General features: G+C 60.7%; 15 protein-coding genes. 5 read left to right on the top strand and 10 right to left on the bottom strand.

Going from position 1 to position 17,171, the window contains the following annotated elements; genetic code table 11:
• Window positions 1–66 precede the first annotated feature (66 nt).
• Window positions 67–5,298: a DUF6543 domain-containing protein gene (locus K0P33_RS22560; protein WP_242151528.1), complete on the top strand. Its 5,232-nt coding sequence runs from the start codon at window positions 67–69 to the stop codon at window positions 5,296–5,298.
• Here the strand turns inward: K0P33_RS22560 and K0P33_RS22555 are convergent.
• The 3 genes from K0P33_RS22555 to K0P33_RS22545 form a co-directional block, all read right to left on the bottom strand.
• Window positions 5,279–5,914 (bottom strand): LysE family translocator, encoded by a 636-nt coding sequence (locus K0P33_RS22555; protein ID WP_094951453.1) that lies wholly within the window; start codon window positions 5,912–5,914, stop codon window positions 5,279–5,281. The two genes, K0P33_RS22560 and K0P33_RS22555, sit on opposite strands and share 20 nt — an antisense overlap.
• A gap of 67 nt (window positions 5,915–5,981) precedes the next feature.
• Window positions 5,982–7,313 carry an NCS2 family permease gene (locus tag K0P33_RS22550; protein ID WP_242156099.1) on the bottom strand — a complete coding sequence of 444 codons (1,332 nt, stop codon included), beginning with the start codon at window positions 7,311–7,313 and terminating at the stop codon, window positions 5,982–5,984.
• 250 nt (window positions 7,314–7,563) lie between these two features.
• A complete protein-coding gene (locus tag K0P33_RS22545; protein ID WP_094951451.1) occupies window positions 7,564–7,998 on the bottom strand; it encodes a MarR family transcriptional regulator in 435 nt (144 codons plus the stop codon).
• Window positions 7,999–8,079: 81 nt separating this feature from the next.
• Between K0P33_RS22545 and K0P33_RS22540 the strand changes: the two genes are divergently transcribed.
• The gene (locus K0P33_RS22540) at window positions 8,080–9,246 is read left to right on the top strand and encodes a PLP-dependent aminotransferase family protein (RefSeq protein ID WP_094951450.1); all 1,167 of its coding nucleotides are present in this window, start codon (window positions 8,080–8,082) and stop codon (window positions 9,244–9,246) included.
• A 10-nt stretch (window positions 9,247–9,256) separates the two neighbouring features.
• On the top strand, window positions 9,257–9,859 hold the full coding sequence (locus K0P33_RS22535; RefSeq protein WP_094951449.1) for a glutathione S-transferase family protein: 603 nt from the start codon (window positions 9,257–9,259) through the stop codon (window positions 9,857–9,859).
• Between the two features lie 118 nt (window positions 9,860–9,977).
• Here K0P33_RS22535 and K0P33_RS22530 read toward each other — a convergent pair whose 3' ends face one another.
• The 5 genes from K0P33_RS22530 to K0P33_RS22510 form a co-directional block, all read right to left on the bottom strand.
• Window positions 9,978–10,349, bottom strand: coding sequence for a glutathione S-transferase N-terminal domain-containing protein (locus tag K0P33_RS22530; protein ID WP_094951448.1), 372 nt, complete (start codon window positions 10,347–10,349; stop codon window positions 9,978–9,980).
• A 102-nt stretch (window positions 10,350–10,451) separates the two neighbouring features.
• On the bottom strand, window positions 10,452–10,997 hold the full coding sequence (gene folE, locus K0P33_RS22525) for a GTP cyclohydrolase I FolE (RefSeq protein WP_024076633.1): 546 nt from the start codon (window positions 10,995–10,997) through the stop codon (window positions 10,452–10,454).
• Between the two features lie 78 nt (window positions 10,998–11,075).
• Window positions 11,076–11,633 carry a Smr/MutS family protein gene (locus tag K0P33_RS22520; protein ID WP_083357563.1) on the bottom strand — a complete coding sequence of 186 codons (558 nt, stop codon included), beginning with the start codon at window positions 11,631–11,633 and terminating at the stop codon, window positions 11,076–11,078.
• A 75-nt stretch (window positions 11,634–11,708) separates the two neighbouring features.
• On the bottom strand, window positions 11,709–12,029 hold the full coding sequence (locus K0P33_RS22515) for a hypothetical protein (protein ID WP_094951447.1): 321 nt from the start codon (window positions 12,027–12,029) through the stop codon (window positions 11,709–11,711).
• A gap of 142 nt (window positions 12,030–12,171) precedes the next feature.
• On the bottom strand, window positions 12,172–12,762 hold the full coding sequence (locus K0P33_RS22510; protein WP_094951446.1) for a cysteine hydrolase family protein: 591 nt from the start codon (window positions 12,760–12,762) through the stop codon (window positions 12,172–12,174).
• Window positions 12,763–13,001: 239 nt separating this feature from the next.
• Between K0P33_RS22510 and prmB the strand changes: the two genes are divergently transcribed.
• Entirely contained in the window at window positions 13,002–13,910 is a 909-nt protein-coding gene (gene prmB, locus K0P33_RS22505) for a 50S ribosomal protein L3 N(5)-glutamine methyltransferase (RefSeq protein ID WP_242151523.1), read from the top strand.
• A gap of 119 nt (window positions 13,911–14,029) precedes the next feature.
• On the opposite strand, the gene K0P33_RS22500 is transcribed toward prmB, so the two are convergent.
• Complete coding sequence (locus K0P33_RS22500) at window positions 14,030–14,836, bottom strand: hypothetical protein (RefSeq protein ID WP_242151520.1); 807 nt, start codon at window positions 14,834–14,836, stop codon at window positions 14,030–14,032.
• 99 nt (window positions 14,837–14,935) lie between these two features.
• Complete coding sequence (locus K0P33_RS22495) at window positions 14,936–15,898, bottom strand: alpha/beta fold hydrolase (RefSeq protein ID WP_094951443.1); 963 nt, start codon at window positions 15,896–15,898, stop codon at window positions 14,936–14,938.
• A gap of 143 nt (window positions 15,899–16,041) precedes the next feature.
• Between K0P33_RS22495 and aroC the strand changes: the two genes are divergently transcribed.
• Window positions 16,042–17,133, top strand: coding sequence for a chorismate synthase (aroC, locus tag K0P33_RS22490; RefSeq protein WP_094951442.1), 1,092 nt, complete (start codon window positions 16,042–16,044; stop codon window positions 17,131–17,133).
• Window positions 17,134–17,171: the final 38 nt, after the last annotated feature.

Here is a 17,171-nt window from a genome sequence, read left to right as displayed (position 1 = left end):
ACTATGTAACGCACCCTTGTGAGGCGAGGTACTTAAGCTGGGCTTTTGCGCACGGAACAGTCCGCCATGAGTACAGACAGCAGCTCTTTTGCCCCACTGGCCAGTGACACACGCTGGGCCGACACGCTGGATTTCGCTGACCCGCAAACCTCCCAGGTGCGGCGTGAGGAAGCGATCCGGGTGTTATTGACCCGCCGACTCAACGCGGTCACGCACCCCAGCCATGAAATCAATCAACTGCACGCGTCGCAGGCCCGGGGCCGTGAATGCGCCAAGGACCTCAAAGGCTTGATCGGGCGTGCGCCCCGCGTGCAAGGGATCATTCGGGGCGCCTTGCGCGAGGCCTTTGCTCTAGACCCGGACACGGTGCTGTTCACTGAGCGGGCGTCGGGCTCGCCGCAGAAGGTCGACAGTTTGACCGAGCGCGCCTTGGCGTTGCTCGTCCAGCCGTATGTGCCGATCAATATCAACCAGTTCACCACCTTGAGTATCAAGGACGACCCGACTGGGCGCCTGCCGTTTACTGCGCTGCAAGCACTCGAACGGGTCAAGGGGCTGGCGCTGCTCGATCGGCTCGACAGTGCGGTGCGTGCGTATTGGCAGCAACTGGCGCACGGTTCCTGGCTGAGTCGGCGGGAGCGGTGGGTGCAATTGCGCCAGGCGTTGTTCGCCGAGAATGCGTGGCTGGCGCATCGTCTGTATCAACTCACGGACAGTGGCTTTGCCATGGTCCGGCAACTGATGGAAATACCTGGCACCGCCGCGCGCAAGCAGGCCGGGGGGCAATGGGCGACTCTGCTCGTGAGCAGGGTCGTGTGGCCTGGGACTAATCAGGCTCAGGTGCCGATTCCGGGGGCGTTGCATATTTACCGTGAGGGCGACGTGGAGGATACGTCCCATGTGATTTACCTGCCCGGCCTGGTGCGTGAGTTTTATGAGTTCAGTTCCTGGAACCAACTGCAGTGCGACCTGCCCACCTTGGTCAACGGCCCCTTGAGCAGCGTCTTGTGGCAATGCCTGCCGCTGCGCCGCTGGCATGAGCTGTGTAATACGGCAAGCGCCACGCCCATGGCGTTCAGCCTGCAACTGATTGGTACACACCAGGACGATGTGTTGCAGGCCAGCGCGACCGAGCTGCTGGACGCGCAGTGGGATAACGAACTGGCCTGCGCGTTATCGATTAATTTTGCCGCGGTGGGCATTCAGGCGGCGGACACCGCCTCCGCTCCGACTACAAAACGCTATCTCGCGTTCATCGAAAAAGGCCGCCGGCGCATCGTCGGTTTCGCAAGGCTGGGACGTACCCTGGACACCTTGCTTGCGTGGGATCACCGGCGACGCAGCAGGGAAATTGTAGGAGGCAGCCTGACCCAGGGGCTTGCGATCAACACGTGGGCGCAGCAGCTCGGGCGTTACGAAAAAGGCCTTTTAGCCTTGCTGGATGCGACGGACGTGGCGAACGACAGCGTGGCCTACCAGGACTTTTTGAAGCTTGAACGCCAATGGCAGGAGCAGGTGGAGGCGGCAAGCAAGTGGGCGCAAGGCCCGCAAGAGCGCGTGTTTCAAAAAACCTTCTGGCTTGAGCAACTCGAAGGTTCGCGCAATCGTGCCTCGCTGGTGGGTGCCGCGCAACACCAGGCCTTACAGCACGAGGCTTATATGCAGCAACGCTTGAACCTGATCTCACCCGCGCACCTAGAGCGATTGAAGGCTGCGTTGAGTAAGTCCTGGGTGCCTGCAAAGAACGCCACCGACACCTGTGTGCTTCAGGTCACGGTAGGCGGCGAGGCTGCCACGGCGTTGCCGTTGCTGGGGGCTTTTGTGGTGACCGCCCACGAGGCTCAGGCTCATCCGGCACACCAGCACCCGGTGTTGTTTTGCGTGATCGGCCGGTTGGGTGGGATCGTCGCGTTCGAGAGCCTGGACGCCTTCGCCGAGGGCCTGCGGGCCAGCCTGAACAGTCGGGATGGGTCGATACTGTGGCGCTGCATTGAGCGTCACCAACGTGAGAGCCTGCGTACGATAATCAGCCGGTTGCCCGCGGGTACGCCCTTGGGGGTCAGCTATGCGGCGATCGAACGTCACATTCTCAAGGACCTGTTCCTTAAACTGACGCAACATTACGCCGCGATGGACAAGCGTATTGATCAGGGCGTCAGACTGTTCAGCGAGGTCAGTGATCCGGTGTTGAGTCGCGCACTGCTCGCCCAGGAGCTGTTCGAGAGCCTGCAAGTGCCCGCCAATGACGCGCGAACACTGGCCCTGGCCAACATCAACCTGTTGCAAGAGGCGGCTCGTCAGGCGAAAAAACTGCCTTCGTGGCTTGGCATCGCCTCGACGAGTCAACGCAGGCAATACAAGCGCTTATCCCGCCGTTATCTGCTCAACGCCTGGGCGGTGGATAGCAAGCTCTGGCAGGACCTGCCTGAGCTCGATGCCTTCGCCCGCAAAGCCCTGATTGCACAATTGACCAAGGATGGTTTTTACCCGCAACTGGATATCGATAAACCCTTATTCGACATGCCTGATGAGGTCAGTTCCCAGTACTGCGGCTATACGAGCGGGTGTGTGGTGGGGGATCGCAACATTAAAATGGTCGTCAGCCCGCAGCGTACGACTTTCAGCTTGCTGCAATTAGCGCTGCACAACCTCGACCCCAAGGCGCCCTGGACCCGCTGGCGCTTGAACCGTGCCCGCTGGCTGGACCCGGTCTGGAAAGAGCGGTTGAGCGTGCCCTATCTGATCAAAATGATCTCGTCGCTGAATGTGGGCGGCGAGTACGAGAATCAGATCTGGAGGGCTTTTTATCCGCCGGCGTCCATCCCGGCCCGGTCCTCTGGCCTGTCTGAAGCACTGGTGTATCGGGCCCTGAAACAACGCGCGCAGGTGCATCTGTACTCGGGGATTCGACAAGGCATGAGCGACAAGGCCCAGCGTCTGTTTACCTTCGCTATGGCTGCGCGGGCGGTAGGCGACCTGAAGGCCGATGGGTTTGACGCGCAACTGGCGGTTGTGCGACTGGTGGGCGTTACCCTGGAGCATGATCGCCACATCACCGGCGTGCTCTTGATACATGACAAAATCTCGGGTGTGTGCGTGCTGTATTGGCCCATGGCAGTGGCAAGCCGAATAATGGTCGGGTACAACACGTTCGCCGACGCCGTGGAAGCGTTGAATCGGCTGGGCGCATTACCTGAGAACCTGAAAATGTTGGCGCGCCAGGTGGCGCCTGGCTGGGAGTCCACGGCACTTGCCAGTTACCCAGGCGTTAGCCTCCAGGTAGATCCCAGACAGCCTTACTCGGCCAGGCCCTACCTGACAGGCCTGCAACGCTTTGTTGCTGTAATCGTCGAATTTTTCACGGTTGAGCATAAAGAACCGGCGGTTGCCCTGGATACCATTGAGGCGCAAATCAAGGAGCAGATTGCGCTGCAGCCAGAGCTGTGGTTGGAGGCTGTGGTCACCTCTCACGGCCATGCACTGGCGCTGTTAGCCCATGCCCGGGTGCTCGAGCTGCAACGCCGCACTCGAGCCCGCTCCCGTTCCTCTGCGACGTTGGATGAGTACCGTGAGCAACGCTTCAGCGATCAGCATGAAGCGAGCATCCGGGGGTTACTGTCATTTGTGCCGGTATTGGGTGTTGGTATCAGCGTGTATGAAGTGCTGCTCGCGGCGCGGCGCTATCACTTCAGCGGCTCTGCCCATGACGCAGTGGATGTGGCGTTTTTGACGATACTGACGTTTGTTGACGTGCTGATGACCTTTGCTCCTGGCCCCAAGAATGCGCGTGCTGCGCAGGTCGCCATACCCCGCGTGCATCGCTATCAAAGCGTTGCCGTTGCGCTCGCCGGCCTGAAGGCGGCACCGGCCAAACCGACCCAGCTGCTTGCGTGCTTCAAGGCAAGCGGCGCATTGGAGGGGGCGATTGAGTTGAAAGGGCCGGGAGGCAAGGGCCGGTATGTGAAAAATGGCCAGCAGTATATTGTCGACGGTGACGACGCCTACCCGGTGTATCAACACAAGAACGAAGGCGGCCTGCGCCTGAAAAACCCCAAGGCCGAAGGGTCGGATGAGCTGATTCTACGGATTGAGCAGGCCCGGGAATGGGAGTTGGGGGCCGACTCGCCGGTGCCGGGGCCCAGCTCAGGTGTGTTACAGCCTTGGGCTCCGATCAGAGGCACAAGTGATTGGTCACCGCCATCGCGCGCGGGCATGGAAACGGCCTTGCGCGCATCACCGGCGGCCAGCGACGCCTCCTGGCAAGGCTGGGGCTTTCAGTGGGAGCAAGCGCTGACCGAGGTGGCGCCACCGCGCGGAATTTTCCAAGTGCCGGCAGTGGCGGGGTATCCGGCCTATGAAGTGTTGAAAATAGGGGCGAACTATTACCGGCTGTTGCCTCAGGGCACTAACGCGCTGTCCCCGAACCTTGTCTTTATCATGAGAAATCATGACCTCGGCTTCAGGGCCTATATGGATATGGACCGTTGGCTGGGCGTTGGCGCAGCCGAGCAGCCCATGCCGACGACCCTCGGTGCCAATGGGCGGTGGACGCCCCATTTGGCACTGTTTGATGAGCCCCTGGAGGCCACGGTGGGCAGGGCTTTTCCTGGTATGACCGCAGGCAGCAGGCGGTTTTTCGGCGAGCGGCTCATCGAATTGGCGGGCTCCGACCCGACGATGACGGCGACGCATTTACTCAATATCAGGGCCACGCTCGATCATTGGCTGGCGCCGGGGACCCAGGGGCGCATGGTCGATTTGCTGAAGTTGTTACAGCCCGTGGGCGAACCGGGTGGCCGTAGTTTCAATATAGGCTCTGAAGGATTGGCGCCGGGGGCGATGCGTCTGGATTTCACCCCGCCCAGCCGCCTCAACGCCGCGTTGCTCAGGCGCAGAGGCAACACTATCATTCGCTCGCAATCGGCAGAGGCAGCCGTCAGGCAGATTCTCGAGCGCCATGGTTTTACCGTCAACGGCATCGCAAGACGGCGTGGAGCGACAGCAGCATTGGATTTCTACTGCACTCACCCACACACCGACACCGTCTATTTTGTGCTGACCCAATGGGTTGATAGTAACAACGTCAACCTACGCTCCAGGGTGGCGCCAGAGCTTTCCGATCCATGGTTTCGAAACCGTATCAGCTCAAGCGTGCCATTCTCAGCGGAGTTTGCCGCCATCGAAATCGCCATGGACGAAAACCGCCTGGTCAGGCTGGTGGCGGGTATTCAATGGCCGGTACGTTTTGCCGAGCCGGCCACTGTGTATTTTGTCAAAGTCATGCCGGCAAGCTTTTGAGTAGCGCCGCCGTCGCCGCGCCGCCAAACAGCAGGGCACTGACCCGGTTGAACCAGCTCTGGCCCGTGCCGCTGCGCAAATACCGCGCAGCACCGTGGGCGCCGAGGCCGTACGCCAGCTTGCACAGCAGGTCGAGCACGGTCCAAGTGGCGATCATGATCAGCAATTGCGGCAGGAAGGCTTGCTCAGCGCTGAGAAACTGCGGCAGGAAGGCGGCGAAAAACAGGATGTCTTTGGGGTTGCTGGCGCCCAGCACAAAGGCCCGGCCAAACAGTGTGCGAAAGCGCGGGGTGGCTGCCATGTGCGGCACGTCGGCGCGATGGGCCGGTTGCCGCGATTGCTGAAAGCTTTGCCACGCCAGATAAAACAGGTACAGCGCGCCGACGATTTTCAACGCACTGAACAGCTGTTCCGACGCCAGCAGCAGGGCGCCGAGGCCCAAGGCCGAGGCGCTCAGCAGGCAAATCGAGGCAAACACCCCGCCGAGAAACGCCGGGTACGAACGGCGCAGGCCGTAGTTGAGGCTGTTGCTGATCATCAGCAGCGACAGCGGGCCGGGGATCAGGATCACGATCAATGCAGCACCGCTGAACAGCAGCCAGGTTTCCAGGGTCATTTACAGTCCTCCATTCGTGCAAAAGCCCCACCCGGAGGTGAGGCGGTTTTCGGCCGTTTCCTGCGAACTACAGGAAGATGAATTTTGCGATGAAAATCACGCACAGCACCCACAAGCTGATGGAAATCTCACGGTACTTGCCGGTGCCGGCCTTCAGCGCCACGTACGTGATAAAACCCAGGGCGATACCGTCGGCGACCGAGAACGTCAGCGGCATCATGATCGCCGTGACAATCGCCGGAATGCTGTCGGTGGCCTCATCCCAGTTGATATGGGCCATGCTCGCCATCATCAGCATCGCCACGTAAATCAACGCACCGGCGGTGGCATACGCCGGAATCATGCCGGCCAACGGTGCAAAAAACATCGCCGCTACAAACAGCACGCCCACGGTCACGGCGGTCAGCCCGGTGCGCCCGCCAGCAGCAACACCGGCTGCACTTTCCACATAGCTGGTCACTGGCGGCACGCCGACCATGGCACCGAATACACTCGATGCACTGTCAGCCTTCAACGCACGGGACAGGTTATGAATCTTGCCCTCGGCATCGACCAGCCCGGCGCGTTGCGCAACGCCCATCAGTGTACCGGCGGTATCAAACATGTGTACAAACAAAAAGGCAAAAACCACGCTGATCATGCTGACATTGAATACACCTTTTATGTCCATCGCCATCCAGGTTGGCGCCAGGCTGGGTGGGGTGGAGAGAATGCCGTTGTAGTGCACCAGGTCCAGGCCCCAGCCGGCCAGGGTTACGGCGATGATGCTGATGAGGATCGCGCCGAATACGCGGTGGTAGCTGAGGATCGCGATCAGCAAAAAGCACACCGCCGCCAGCAATGGCGCGGGCTCGTGCAGCGAACCGAGTTTGATCAAGGTGGCCGGGCTGTCGACGATGATGCCAGCGGTTTTCAGGCCAATCACCCCGAGGAACAAACCCACACCGGCGCCCATGGCATGGCGCAGGCTCACCGGAATACTGTTGAGCAGCCATTCACGCACGCGCGACAGGGTCAGGCCCATGAACAGCACGCCGGAGATAAACACCGCACCCAACGCCGTTTCCCAGTGGTAGCCCATGGTGCCGACCACGGTGTAGGTAAAAAACGCGTTCAGGCCCATGCCCGGCGCCAGGCCGACCGGCCAGTTGGCGTACAAGCCCATCAACAGGCAGCCCAGCGCAGCGGCGATACAGGTGGCGACAAACGCCGCGCCGTGATCAATGCCGGCGTCGGCCATGATGTTGGGGTTGACGAAAATGATGTAGGCCATGGTGATGAAGGTGGTGAGGCCGGCAATCAGCTCGGTCTTCACTGTGGTGCCATGTGCGCTCAGTTTGAACAGGCGTTCCAGCCAGCCATGCTTTGCGGGGGTGAGGCTGGGCGGGGAGAGGTCCAGCGTCGGGGCTTCGGATTTTCGGCTTTCCACAGCAAGTACTCCTCAAGAGTTTTATTGTTATTTCCAGCGCCGGTCACAAAAGTGGGCAACAGCGCTTTGAGGTACTGGCGGGTTTTGTTGACCAATAGGTCAGGAACTCGCACGAAGCGAATTATGCTTTTGTATACAAATAAAGCAAATAATGTTTTCGATTGTTTGTGCGAAAGTGGATGAAAGGCTAGCAAGGGGGCTTTGTGGTGAGCGGGGAAGATCAAGGCTGCCCGGCCAGCGCCTGGTTCACCGCCAACCATCCCGCCACTGCTGCTTCACCGGCTTCGTTGAAGGCACGTTGCAGCAGTTTCACCTGCTCGCGGCGCAGCGACTGCTCGAAACGCTGGCCTTCTTCGCTCAGCTCCAGCAGGCGTTTGCGCTTGTCGGTCTCGGCCGCGACGCTGTTGACCAAGTGCATTTCCTGCAATTGGCGCAGCGGGATGTTCAGCGCCTGCTTGCTCACGCCGAGCAATTCCAGCAGTTGCTTCACGCTCAAGGCCGGGTAACGCGCGATAAAAAATACGATGCGCTGGTGCACGCGGCTCAGGCCACGGCGCTCAAGCATTTCGTCGGCCTTGGCGGTGAAGGCCTGGTAGCCGAAGAAGAAGGCTTCCATCGCCTGTTGCTGGCTGTTCTGGTTTTTAAGGTCAAGCATATTGACGTATCTACTCAAGCCGTCGTAATTTCGGTCAAGTAGTTTGACGTATTTCCCACGTGCTTTGCCACCGGTGACCTTATGGCCTTCTCTGAACGTGTTACGCGCCTCAAAAGCTCCTTGATTCGTGAAATCCTCGCCGCGGCCCAGCGCCCGCAGGTGATGTCGTTCGCCGGTGGCCTGCCGGCCGAAGCCATGCTGCCCACATTGAACTGGGACGGCATGCCGCTCAACATTGGCCAATACGGCATGAGCGAAGGCGAACCACAGTTGCGCGAACTGCTCGCCGACCAAGCACGCGCGTTGGGCGTGGCGTGCCAGGCCAGCCAGGTGCTGGTGGTCAGCGGTTCTCAGCAAACCCTGGACCTGGCGGCCAAGCTGTACATCGACAAGGGCACCCCAGTCCTGCTGGAAGGCCCGACTTACCTGGCGGCCTTGCAGATCTTCCAACTGTTCGGCGCCGAGTGCCTGACCGTGCCACTGGAAGCCGATGGCCCGGACCTGGCCACCCTGCGCGCCAGCCTCGAACGCCATCGCCCGGCGTTCATCTACCTGATCCCGACCTTCCAGAACCCCTCGGCCGTGCGCTACAGCGAGGCCAAGCGCGCAGCCGTCGCGGCCTTGCTCGACGAGTTCGGCGTGACCCTGATCGAAGACGAACCCTACCGCGAGATGACCTTCGACGGCGCCAGTGCGCAGCCCATCGCTGGCCGCCTGAAGAAGGCCAGCTGGATCTACACCGGCACCGTCTCCAAGACCTTGCTGCCCGGCCTGCGCGTCGGCTACCTGATCGCCAGCCCGGATTTATTCCCGCATTTGCTCAAACTCAAGCAATCGGCCGACCTGCACACCAACCGCGTTGGCCAGTGGCAGGCGATGCAGTGGATCGGCAGCGAAAAATACCAACAGCACCTGGCTGAACTGCGCAGCTTTTACCGCGAGCGGCGTGATGCATTCCAGGCCGCGCTGCAGCGCCATTTCGGTGATTTGGCCGACTGGCAAACACCTCAAGGCGGATTATTCTTCTGGCTGACCTTGAAACAGCCGCTCGATACCCGCACCTTGTTGGCGCAAGCATTAGATCAGGACGTTGCGTTCATGCCCGGTGAACCGTTCTTTTCCGAGCCCGACCAGCACCATGGCTCGTTGCGCCTCAATTTCAGCCATATCGACCCGGCCCGTTTGGACGAAGGTCTCAAGCGCCTGGCCGCGGTGGTTCGGCAAGCACAGCACGCGCAAGCGGCATAAGGGGAGCCCCATGTACAAGGTTTATGGCGATTACAAGTCGGGCAACTGCTACAAGGTCAAATTGATGCTCAGCCTGCTGGGCATCCCGTATCAATGGATCGATGTCGACATCCTCAAGGGCGACACCCAGACCGCCGAATTCCTGGCCAAGAACCCCAACGGCAAGATCCCGGTACTGGAACTCGAAGACGGCACCTGCCTGTGGGAATCCAATGCGATCCTCAACTTCCTCGCCGATGGCAGCGAGTTCCTGCCGTCCGAACCACGCCTGCGTACCCAGGTGCTGCAGTGGCAGTTTTTCGAGCAGTACAGCCACGAGCCTTACATCGCAGTGGCGCGGTTTATTCAGTTTTACCTGAACATGCCGCAAGACCGTTTGGAGGAATACAAAACCACCCATAAAGGCGGCTACAAGGCCTTGAAGGTCATGGAGCGTCAGCTGCAAGCCACGCCCTACCTGGTGGGCGAGCAATATTCAATTGCCGACATCGCGCTGTATGCCTACACCCATGTGGCCCATGAAGGTGGTTTTGACCTGACGCCTTACCCGGCGGTGCAGGCGTGGCTTAAGCGCGTGGCTAGCCATCCTAAGCATGTACTGATGCTGGATTAAACACAGGTTCATATGTAGGCGCTGGCTTGCCTGCGATGCAGGCAACTCGGTTGCTCAGGTACTGCGCGCTGATGCTATCGCAGGCAAGCCAGCGCCCACACCGGTTAACCAGTGTTTGTCAGACCGCAGCAAACCGCTTGTCCAGGTAATCAATGATCACCTTGGAGTCATACATCCAGGTCGTCTGGCCATTCTCTTCGATGCGCAGGCACGGCACTTTGATCTTGCCTCCTTGCTCCAGCAGGGTCTGGCGGTCTTGCGCGTTGTTCTTCGCATCCTTCAATGCCACCGGCACATTCAGACGGTGCAGCGTACGACGGGTCTTCACGCAAAACGGGCAGGCATGAAACTGATACAGCGTCAGGTCCTTGGCCGCAGCGTTCACCTGCGCCTGTTGTTCGGCGGGGCGCTGCTTTTTGCGTGGGCGGGTAATGAAGTCGCCCGCGATGATGACGTGGCCGAGGCCCACTCGAAGTGCTTTGACGAACATGGCTGAAAACCTCTTGCCCATGAAGAAGGGGCCGCAGCTTACCTGATTTCTGCAGGCGAAAAAAAACCGGCGATGAACGCCGGCCTTTTCCTACGCAGCCTGTTACTTGATCAGGCTGAGGAATTCGCTGCGGGTGGCCGCGTTTTCGCGGAACTCACCCAGCATCACCGAAGTGATCATCGACGAATTCTGTTTTTCCACACCGCGCATCATCATGCACATGTGCTTGGCTTCGATCACCACCGCAACGCCCAGTGCACCGGTCACCTGCTGGACCGCGTCGGCGATCTGGCGGCTGAGGTTTTCCTGGATCTGCAGGCGACGCGCATACATGTCGACGATCCGCGCGACCTTGGACAGGCCCAGCACTTTGCCGCTCGGGATATACGCGACGTGAGCCTTGCCGATAAACGGCAGCAGGTGGTGTTCGCACAGCGAGTACAGCTCGATGTCCTTCACCAGTACCATTTCGCTGTTGTCGGAGCTGAACAAGGCACCGTTGGTGACTTCTTCGAGTGTCTGTTCATAGCCGCGGCAAAGGTACTGCATCGCCTTGGCGGCACGCTTTGGCGTGTCGAGCAGGCCCTCGCGGGAGACGTCCTCGCCGAGTTGGCCGAGGATCTCTGTGTAATTCTGTTCCAGGGACATGAAACTACCTGTGGGATTTTCGCAAAGCGCAAGGTTACGGTGGCGGACACATCGCTGCAAGCCTGACGATGGCACTTGTTACTCGTCGCGCCCCTCCATCATGGTGCGCTTGAGCATCACATACACCGCGCCCGCGCCGCCGTGGCGGGCCTGGCATGAGGTAAAGCCGAGCACCTGGGCATGCTGGCGCAGCCAGGTGTTGACGTGGCTCTTGATCATCGGCCGCTTGCCATCCAACCGCACGGCCTTGCCATGGGTGACGCGCACGCAGCGGATTTCGAATTTGGTCGCTTCGGCCAGGAAGGCCCAGAGGGTTTCGCGGGCTTTTTCCACGTTCATGCCGTGCAGGTCAAGGCTGCCTTCGAATGGGATCTGGCCGACCTTGAGCTTGCGCATCTGGCTTTCCTGCACGCCGTCGCGGGCCCACATCAGCTCGTCTTCGGGGCCTACATCGATCACGAACTGGTCTGACAGGCCATCCACGGTGGTGGCATCGGTGCGCACGGTCGCGGCCTGGCGCAGCTTGGCAATCTGCGCCCGGTCGGTCTTGGGTTTGCCGGTGTCGGCGCGGTCGTGCTTGATCGGCTTGACGCCGCGCAGCTCGTTTTTGAACAGGGAAAAATCGTCGTCTTGCATGTCAGCCTCCGCGAAGGGCGGGCAGTTTACCTAAATCGCGGCGGCCAGGGCGCAGGAAACGCTATCCAAGCGCCATCAGTCGTGCTTTTTCATCAGGTGCGACGCAATGTTCAGCGACAACGGCTGGCGCATCCGCCGACGGCTGCGACGCCATAACCACACCCCAAACCAGAGCACCAACAGCCCGATCCCTAACAGGATAGCCGAGCCGCCCGGGCTGGCATTCAGTTCGCCGAGCGCCGGCGAATGACCAAACAAACCGGCGCCACCGGCACCTGCCAGCAGCACACCAACAATGGCCAGCAGCGCGGCAAAGCCGGCTACCAGGCGCAGACGCCAATTGCTCGGGCCCTTGGGGCGCAAGCGACGAGCATCAAAACCATCGGATATCTTCATTCCGACCTTTCCTCCAGGGTATCGGCCCTTCGACCGGAAGATACACAGGTTGTTCCTGTGCCTGAGGCAATTGCAGAAAATGAAAAGCTTTTGCAGATGAGCGGGGCAATAAACATTGCCGCGCCGCTCATCAGAAGGACGATCAGATCAGATCTTTGGTCAACGCGAGGGTCGCGAAGTTATCGGCCATGATGGCCATTTCGGTCTGCTGTACGTGTTCAGCACTCAGGATGCCGCCTTTGTAAGGCAGGTCGCGCGTGGCGCAGGCGTCTTCCACCAGGGTGCAGCGAAAGCCCAGGTTCTTGGCAGCGCGCACGGTGGTGCTGACGCTGGAGTGGCTCATGAAGCCGCTGACGATCAGGTCCAGGGAGCCAAGGTCTTGCAGGTGTTTTTCAAGACCGGTGCCGTGGAACGCGCTGGGCAGCAGCTTGCCGATGATGGTTTCATCGCCCAGGGGTTCCAGGCCGGGAATGAATTCGCCACGCTCGCCCTGCGGGTCAAACAGACCGCCGACGGTGCCGAGGTGGCGCACATGCACGATCGGCCGCCCAGCGTTGCGCGCTGCCGCGACCAGTTGCTTGATGTTGTCGACCGCCGCGTCCATGCCTGAGAGGGCGAGTGGGCCGCTGAGGTATTCCTTCTGGGCGTCGATGATCACGAGGGTCGCATGGTTCAGGTTGGCTGCTGCGTAACCGCGACCGCTGAGTTGAAACATCGTCTTTGGAACGGACATTCTGGGGCTCCTGTGAGGGGGGCTTTTGTGACATTGTCCACTGGCTGAGCGGTTCTGTGAATCGCTACCATCGTAAGGTACGCCGTTGTTGACGTGCAGCCATGTCAAGTGGGCGGCTTGTTTAGCGCAATGATGGCAAATAGGATGAAATCCGACGGATGGTGAAGGGCTTTCGTACATCGTCGGTACAGGCGAAGGCTGTTAGAATCGCCAGTCGTTTTTTCCAGGAGCTTGCCCCCGTGATCACCTCCCGCCTGCGCACACTGCGCGACCACATCCGTTGGGCTGTCAGCCGTTTCCATGGGGAAGACCTGTTTTTCGGCCATGGTACCGACAATGCTTGGGACGAAGCCCGGCAATTGGTACTCGGTGCCTTGCACCTGCCTTGGGAAATTGCCGACAGCTACCTGGACTGCAATCTGGAGGAAGAGGAAATCTCCCACGTGCAGCGCTTGCTGCACCGCCGCATCCACGAGCGCGTGCCTACGGCTTACCTGCTGAAAGAAGCCTGGTTCTGCGGCATGTCGTTTATCGTCGATGAGCGCGTGTTGATCCCGCGTTCGCCGATTGGCGAGCTGATCGAAAACCGCTTGGAACCTTGGCTGGCCCAGCCGCCGGCACGCATCCTCGACCTGTGCACCGGTTCCGGTTGCATCGGCATTGCGTGCGCCTATGAGTTCCAGGACGCCGAAGTGGTGCTGGGCGACTTGTCCTTTGAAGCGTTGGAGGTGGCCAACCAGAACATCGAGCGCCACGGCGTCGACGAGCGCGTCTACACCGTGCAGGGCGACGGCTTCGATGGCCTGCCGGGCCAGCGCTTTGACTTGATCGTGTCCAACCCGCCGTATGTGGATGCTGAAGACTTCGCCGACATGCCGGACGAATACCAGCACGAACCGGAGCTGGGCCTGGCCTGCGGCGATGATGGGCTGAACCTGGTGCGGCGCATGCTGGCCGAGGCGGCGGACCACCTGACCGAGAAGGGCTTGCTGATTGTCGAGGTTGGCAACAGCCAAGTGCACGTCGAGGCGTTGTACCCCGAAGTCGACTTTGCCTGGCTGGCGTTCCAGCGCGGTGGGCATGGCGTGTTCATGTTGACGGCTGAGCAGTGCCGGGAACATCAGGCGGTGTTTGCTGCCAGGGTTTAACCAGAACTCAAAGTAAGCATGCGGTCAGTGTGGGAGCTGGCTTGCCTGCGATGGCGGTGTATCAGTTGCCCGCCATCGCAGGCAAGCCAGCTCCCACATTTTTGATCGCATTGCACCCGCTATCGGTGTGTCGCAATCCAGATCAACAGCCCCGCCTGAAACACCGTAAACGCCACCAGACAGGTGATGGTAAAGCGCAACCCGCTGTCCTCACGCTTGAACTTGGTGACCTTTTCCTCTTCCTTGCGCAGCTTCACTTCCTGCTCGGCCAGGTTCTGCTCAGCCTGTTGCAGCATCTGTGCGGCTTCGAGGATTTCCACGAACTGCACCTTCTCGGTGTTCCAACTGTCCAGCACTGCGCTGACTTTGCCGGGTTGTACATTGCCTTTCAAATGCTGCACATCGGCATACGCCACATCAAAACCCTGGATGCGCAGGAAGTGATCGCGGCGCAGGCGCGTGGCTTCGTTAAGGGCGTCTTTGTTGGCCAGGTCCACGCCGTCGACGCGGTAGTGTGACCACGTCTTTTTCGCCCACGCTGCGCCTTGGGCGACGAGGAAGCGACCGATGCCACGGTTGGCCGGTTCGATTTCCAGGCTGTTGCCCGGGCCGAAGTGCACGCGGTGTTTATCGTGATCGACCCAGATATCCAAGTGGTTCTGCTCGCGCCGTACCCGTTGGCCCGGCAACTGGATGACCATGCGCAACAGGCTCTGGTGTTTATCGTGGCGCTCGGCATAGCCGAACTGCACAAACCGCAACGGCCGCACGCCGGTGGCGCGGTCCGTGGTCAGGGGCGCCAGGCGCAGCATCTTGAAATGTTCGGCTTGCACGTCCGCCCACGGCAGCGCCGCCGCCTCGACGGCCTCGGGTTTTTCGGCCGGGGTGTCGGCGATGGGTTCTGGTGTAGCTTCTGTGGTTGTCATGCGGTGCGATCCTGTCCAAGCCCTGCGAGTCGACAGTCTTTTTACTGTCGACCCTGGGCTTATCGGCCGCTTTCTTGAGGACTGGAGGTAAATAGTCGCTTAACGGGCTTGAAGTCCGTCGATAAAGCGCACGATGCGCTCGCCCAGTTCGGCGGCGAGGGGCAGTTTCGGGTCGTTGTAGGAGGCCAATTGCTGCTGCACATTGTTGGGCACGATGCGCATCACGTGGTTCATGCCTTCGATCACCGTCAAGTGTGCATCGGGCTTGGCGTTTTTCAGTTGCCGGGCATCCGCGACGCCGACCTGGATATCGTTAGTGCCCTGGATGATCAACGCCGGCATGCGCAGTTTGGCGAAAGCGGCTGACGGATCGGCGCGAAACAGGCTGATCAGGTACGGCTGCACGCTGGGTCGGAAAATACCTTCCAGCGGGGCAGGCACATCAGCATCCACCTGGCCGGCCTTGAGGTGGTCGAGGATCTCGTTGCTGCGCAGCAACAGGGCAGGGGGCAGGTGATTGGCCAATTGCTGGCGGATCACTTGGTCCACCGGCCGGGCGCTGCCGGACAGGGAAATAACCCCGGCCGGCTCCAGCTGCGGCGCGGCGAGGGCGGCGACCAGCGCGCCTTCACTATGGCCCAGCACAATCAGCGGGCCCATGCGGTTGTCGGCCTTGAGCAGCTTGCCCCAGGCCACGGCGTCGGCCACGTAGGCGTCCAGCGTGAGGTTGCGTTCGTCGGGCGTGGCCGCCAGGCTGGCGGCCACGCCGCGCTTGTCGTAGCGCACACTGGCAATGTTATGCCGGGCAAGTACCCAGGCCAGGCGCTTGAGGCTGTCGTTGCGCGCGCCGTCGGCACTGTTGCCGTTGCGGTCGGTGGGGCCGGAGCCGGCGATGATCAACACCACCGGCACCGGTTTGTCGGATTTGGGCAGTAAAAGTGAGCCAAACAGCTCGCCGCTGCCGGTGTCCAGGCTGATGGGCCGTTGCAGCACGACAGGGGAGGCGGCGAAGCCAAGGCTGGAAAACAGGGTGAGGGTCAAAAGCAGAACTCGCAGCATCATCGCGCCATCATGAGGAAGGTGCCGGTTGGACCAACGTCTACCGGTAAGGTTTCGAGGATGAACTAGTCGGTTAGCCTGCGTATACTGGCTGCCTTAAGTTATTACGGTTGACTTGATTCAACTGATTTCACGGAGCGCCCTGCATGTCCGGCAATACCTTCGGCAAGCTGTTCACTGTCACCACCGCGGGCGAAAGCCATGGCCCGGCGTTGGTCGCCATTGTCGACGGCTGCCCGCCAGGGCTCGAGTTGTCCCTGGACGACCTGCAGCGTGACCTCGACCGCCGCAAGCCCGGCACCAGCCGCCACACGACCCAGCGCCAGGAGCCCGACGAAGTCGAGATCCTCTCCGGCGTGTTCGAAGGTCGCACCACCGGTTGCGCCATCGGCCTGTTGATTCGCAACACCGACCAGAAGTCCAAGGACTACTCGGCGATCAAGGACCTGTTCCGCCCGGCTCACGCCGACTACACCTACCACCACAAATACGGCGAACGCGACTACCGTGGCGGTGGCCGCAGCTCGGCCCGCGAAACCGCCATGCGTGTGGCCGCCGGTGCAATCGCCAAGAAATACCTGGCCACTCAGGGCATCGTGGTCCGTGGCTACATGAGCCAACTGGGCCCGATTGAGATCCCGTTCAAGACCTGGGACAGCGTGGATGACAACGCTTTCTTCAGCCCTGACCCGGACAAAGTGCCGGAACTGGAAGCCTATATGGACCAGTTGCGCCGCGATCAGGACTCTGTCGGCGCGAAGATCACCGTCGTGGCCGAAGGCGTGAAGCCAGGCCTGGGCGAGCCGATCTTCGACCGCCTCGACGCCGAGCTGGCCCACGCGCTGATGAGCATCAACGCGGTGAAGGGTGTGGAAATCGGCGCCGGTTTCGCCTGTGTGTCGCAGCGCGGCACCGAGCACCGTGATGAGCTGACGCCGGAAGGTTTCCTCAGCAACAACGCGGGCGGCATCCTCGGGGGTATTTCCTCCGGCCAACCGATCGTTGCGCACTTGGCCCTCAAGGCCACGTCGAGCATCACCACCCCGGGCCGTTCGATCGATGTGCACGGCAACGCAATGGACGTGATCACCAAGGGCCGCCACGACCCATGCGTCGGCATCCGTGCCACGCCGATTGCCGAGGCGATGATGGCCATCGTGTTGATGGATCATCTGCTGCGCAACCGTGGGCAAAATGCTGATGTACGCGTGAGTACCCCGGTACTGGGCCAGCTGTGACGGCCTGTGGCGAGCGAGCTTGCTCCCGCTGGGCTGCG

It is taken from the genome of Pseudomonas sp. ArH3a (assembly GCF_022648765.1).
In the GTDB taxonomy this organism is placed as follows: domain Bacteria; phylum Pseudomonadota; class Gammaproteobacteria; order Pseudomonadales; family Pseudomonadaceae; genus Aquipseudomonas.
This window is presented reverse-complemented; position numbering and strand designations above follow the sequence as displayed.

What these genes read in the sequence shown, in the direction of transcription:
- K0P33_RS22535 (WP_094951449.1), top strand. Translation starts at nt 9,257, where the DNA reads ATGTACAAGGTTTATGGCGATTACAAGTCGGGCAACTGCTACAAGGTC.
- K0P33_RS22515 (WP_094951447.1), bottom strand. Translation starts at nt 12,029, where the DNA reads ATGAAGATATCCGATGGTTTTGATGCTCGTCGCTTGCGCCCCAAGGGC.
- K0P33_RS22500 (WP_242151520.1), bottom strand. Translation starts at nt 14,836, where the DNA reads ATGACAACCACAGAAGCTACACCAGAACCCATCGCCGACACCCCGGCC.
- K0P33_RS22520 (WP_083357563.1), bottom strand. Translation starts at nt 11,633, where the DNA reads ATGCAAGACGACGATTTTTCCCTGTTCAAAAACGAGCTGCGCGGCGTC.
- K0P33_RS22560 (WP_242151528.1), top strand. Translation starts at nt 67, where the DNA reads ATGAGTACAGACAGCAGCTCTTTTGCCCCACTGGCCAGTGACACACGC.
- K0P33_RS22545 (WP_094951451.1), bottom strand. Translation starts at nt 7,998, where the DNA reads ATGCTTGACCTTAAAAACCAGAACAGCCAGCAACAGGCGATGGAAGCC.
- K0P33_RS22510 (WP_094951446.1), bottom strand. Translation starts at nt 12,762, where the DNA reads ATGTCCGTTCCAAAGACGATGTTTCAACTCAGCGGTCGCGGTTACGCA.
- K0P33_RS22530 (WP_094951448.1), bottom strand. Translation starts at nt 10,349, where the DNA reads ATGTTCGTCAAAGCACTTCGAGTGGGCCTCGGCCACGTCATCATCGCG.
- aroC (WP_094951442.1), top strand. Translation starts at nt 16,042, where the DNA reads ATGTCCGGCAATACCTTCGGCAAGCTGTTCACTGTCACCACCGCGGGC.
- K0P33_RS22540 (WP_094951450.1), top strand. Translation starts at nt 8,080, where the DNA reads ATGGCCTTCTCTGAACGTGTTACGCGCCTCAAAAGCTCCTTGATTCGT.
- folE (WP_024076633.1), bottom strand. Translation starts at nt 10,997, where the DNA reads ATGTCCCTGGAACAGAATTACACAGAGATCCTCGGCCAACTCGGCGAG.
- K0P33_RS22555 (WP_094951453.1), bottom strand. Translation starts at nt 5,914, where the DNA reads ATGACCCTGGAAACCTGGCTGCTGTTCAGCGGTGCTGCATTGATCGTG.
- K0P33_RS22495 (WP_094951443.1), bottom strand. Translation starts at nt 15,898, where the DNA reads ATGATGCTGCGAGTTCTGCTTTTGACCCTCACCCTGTTTTCCAGCCTT.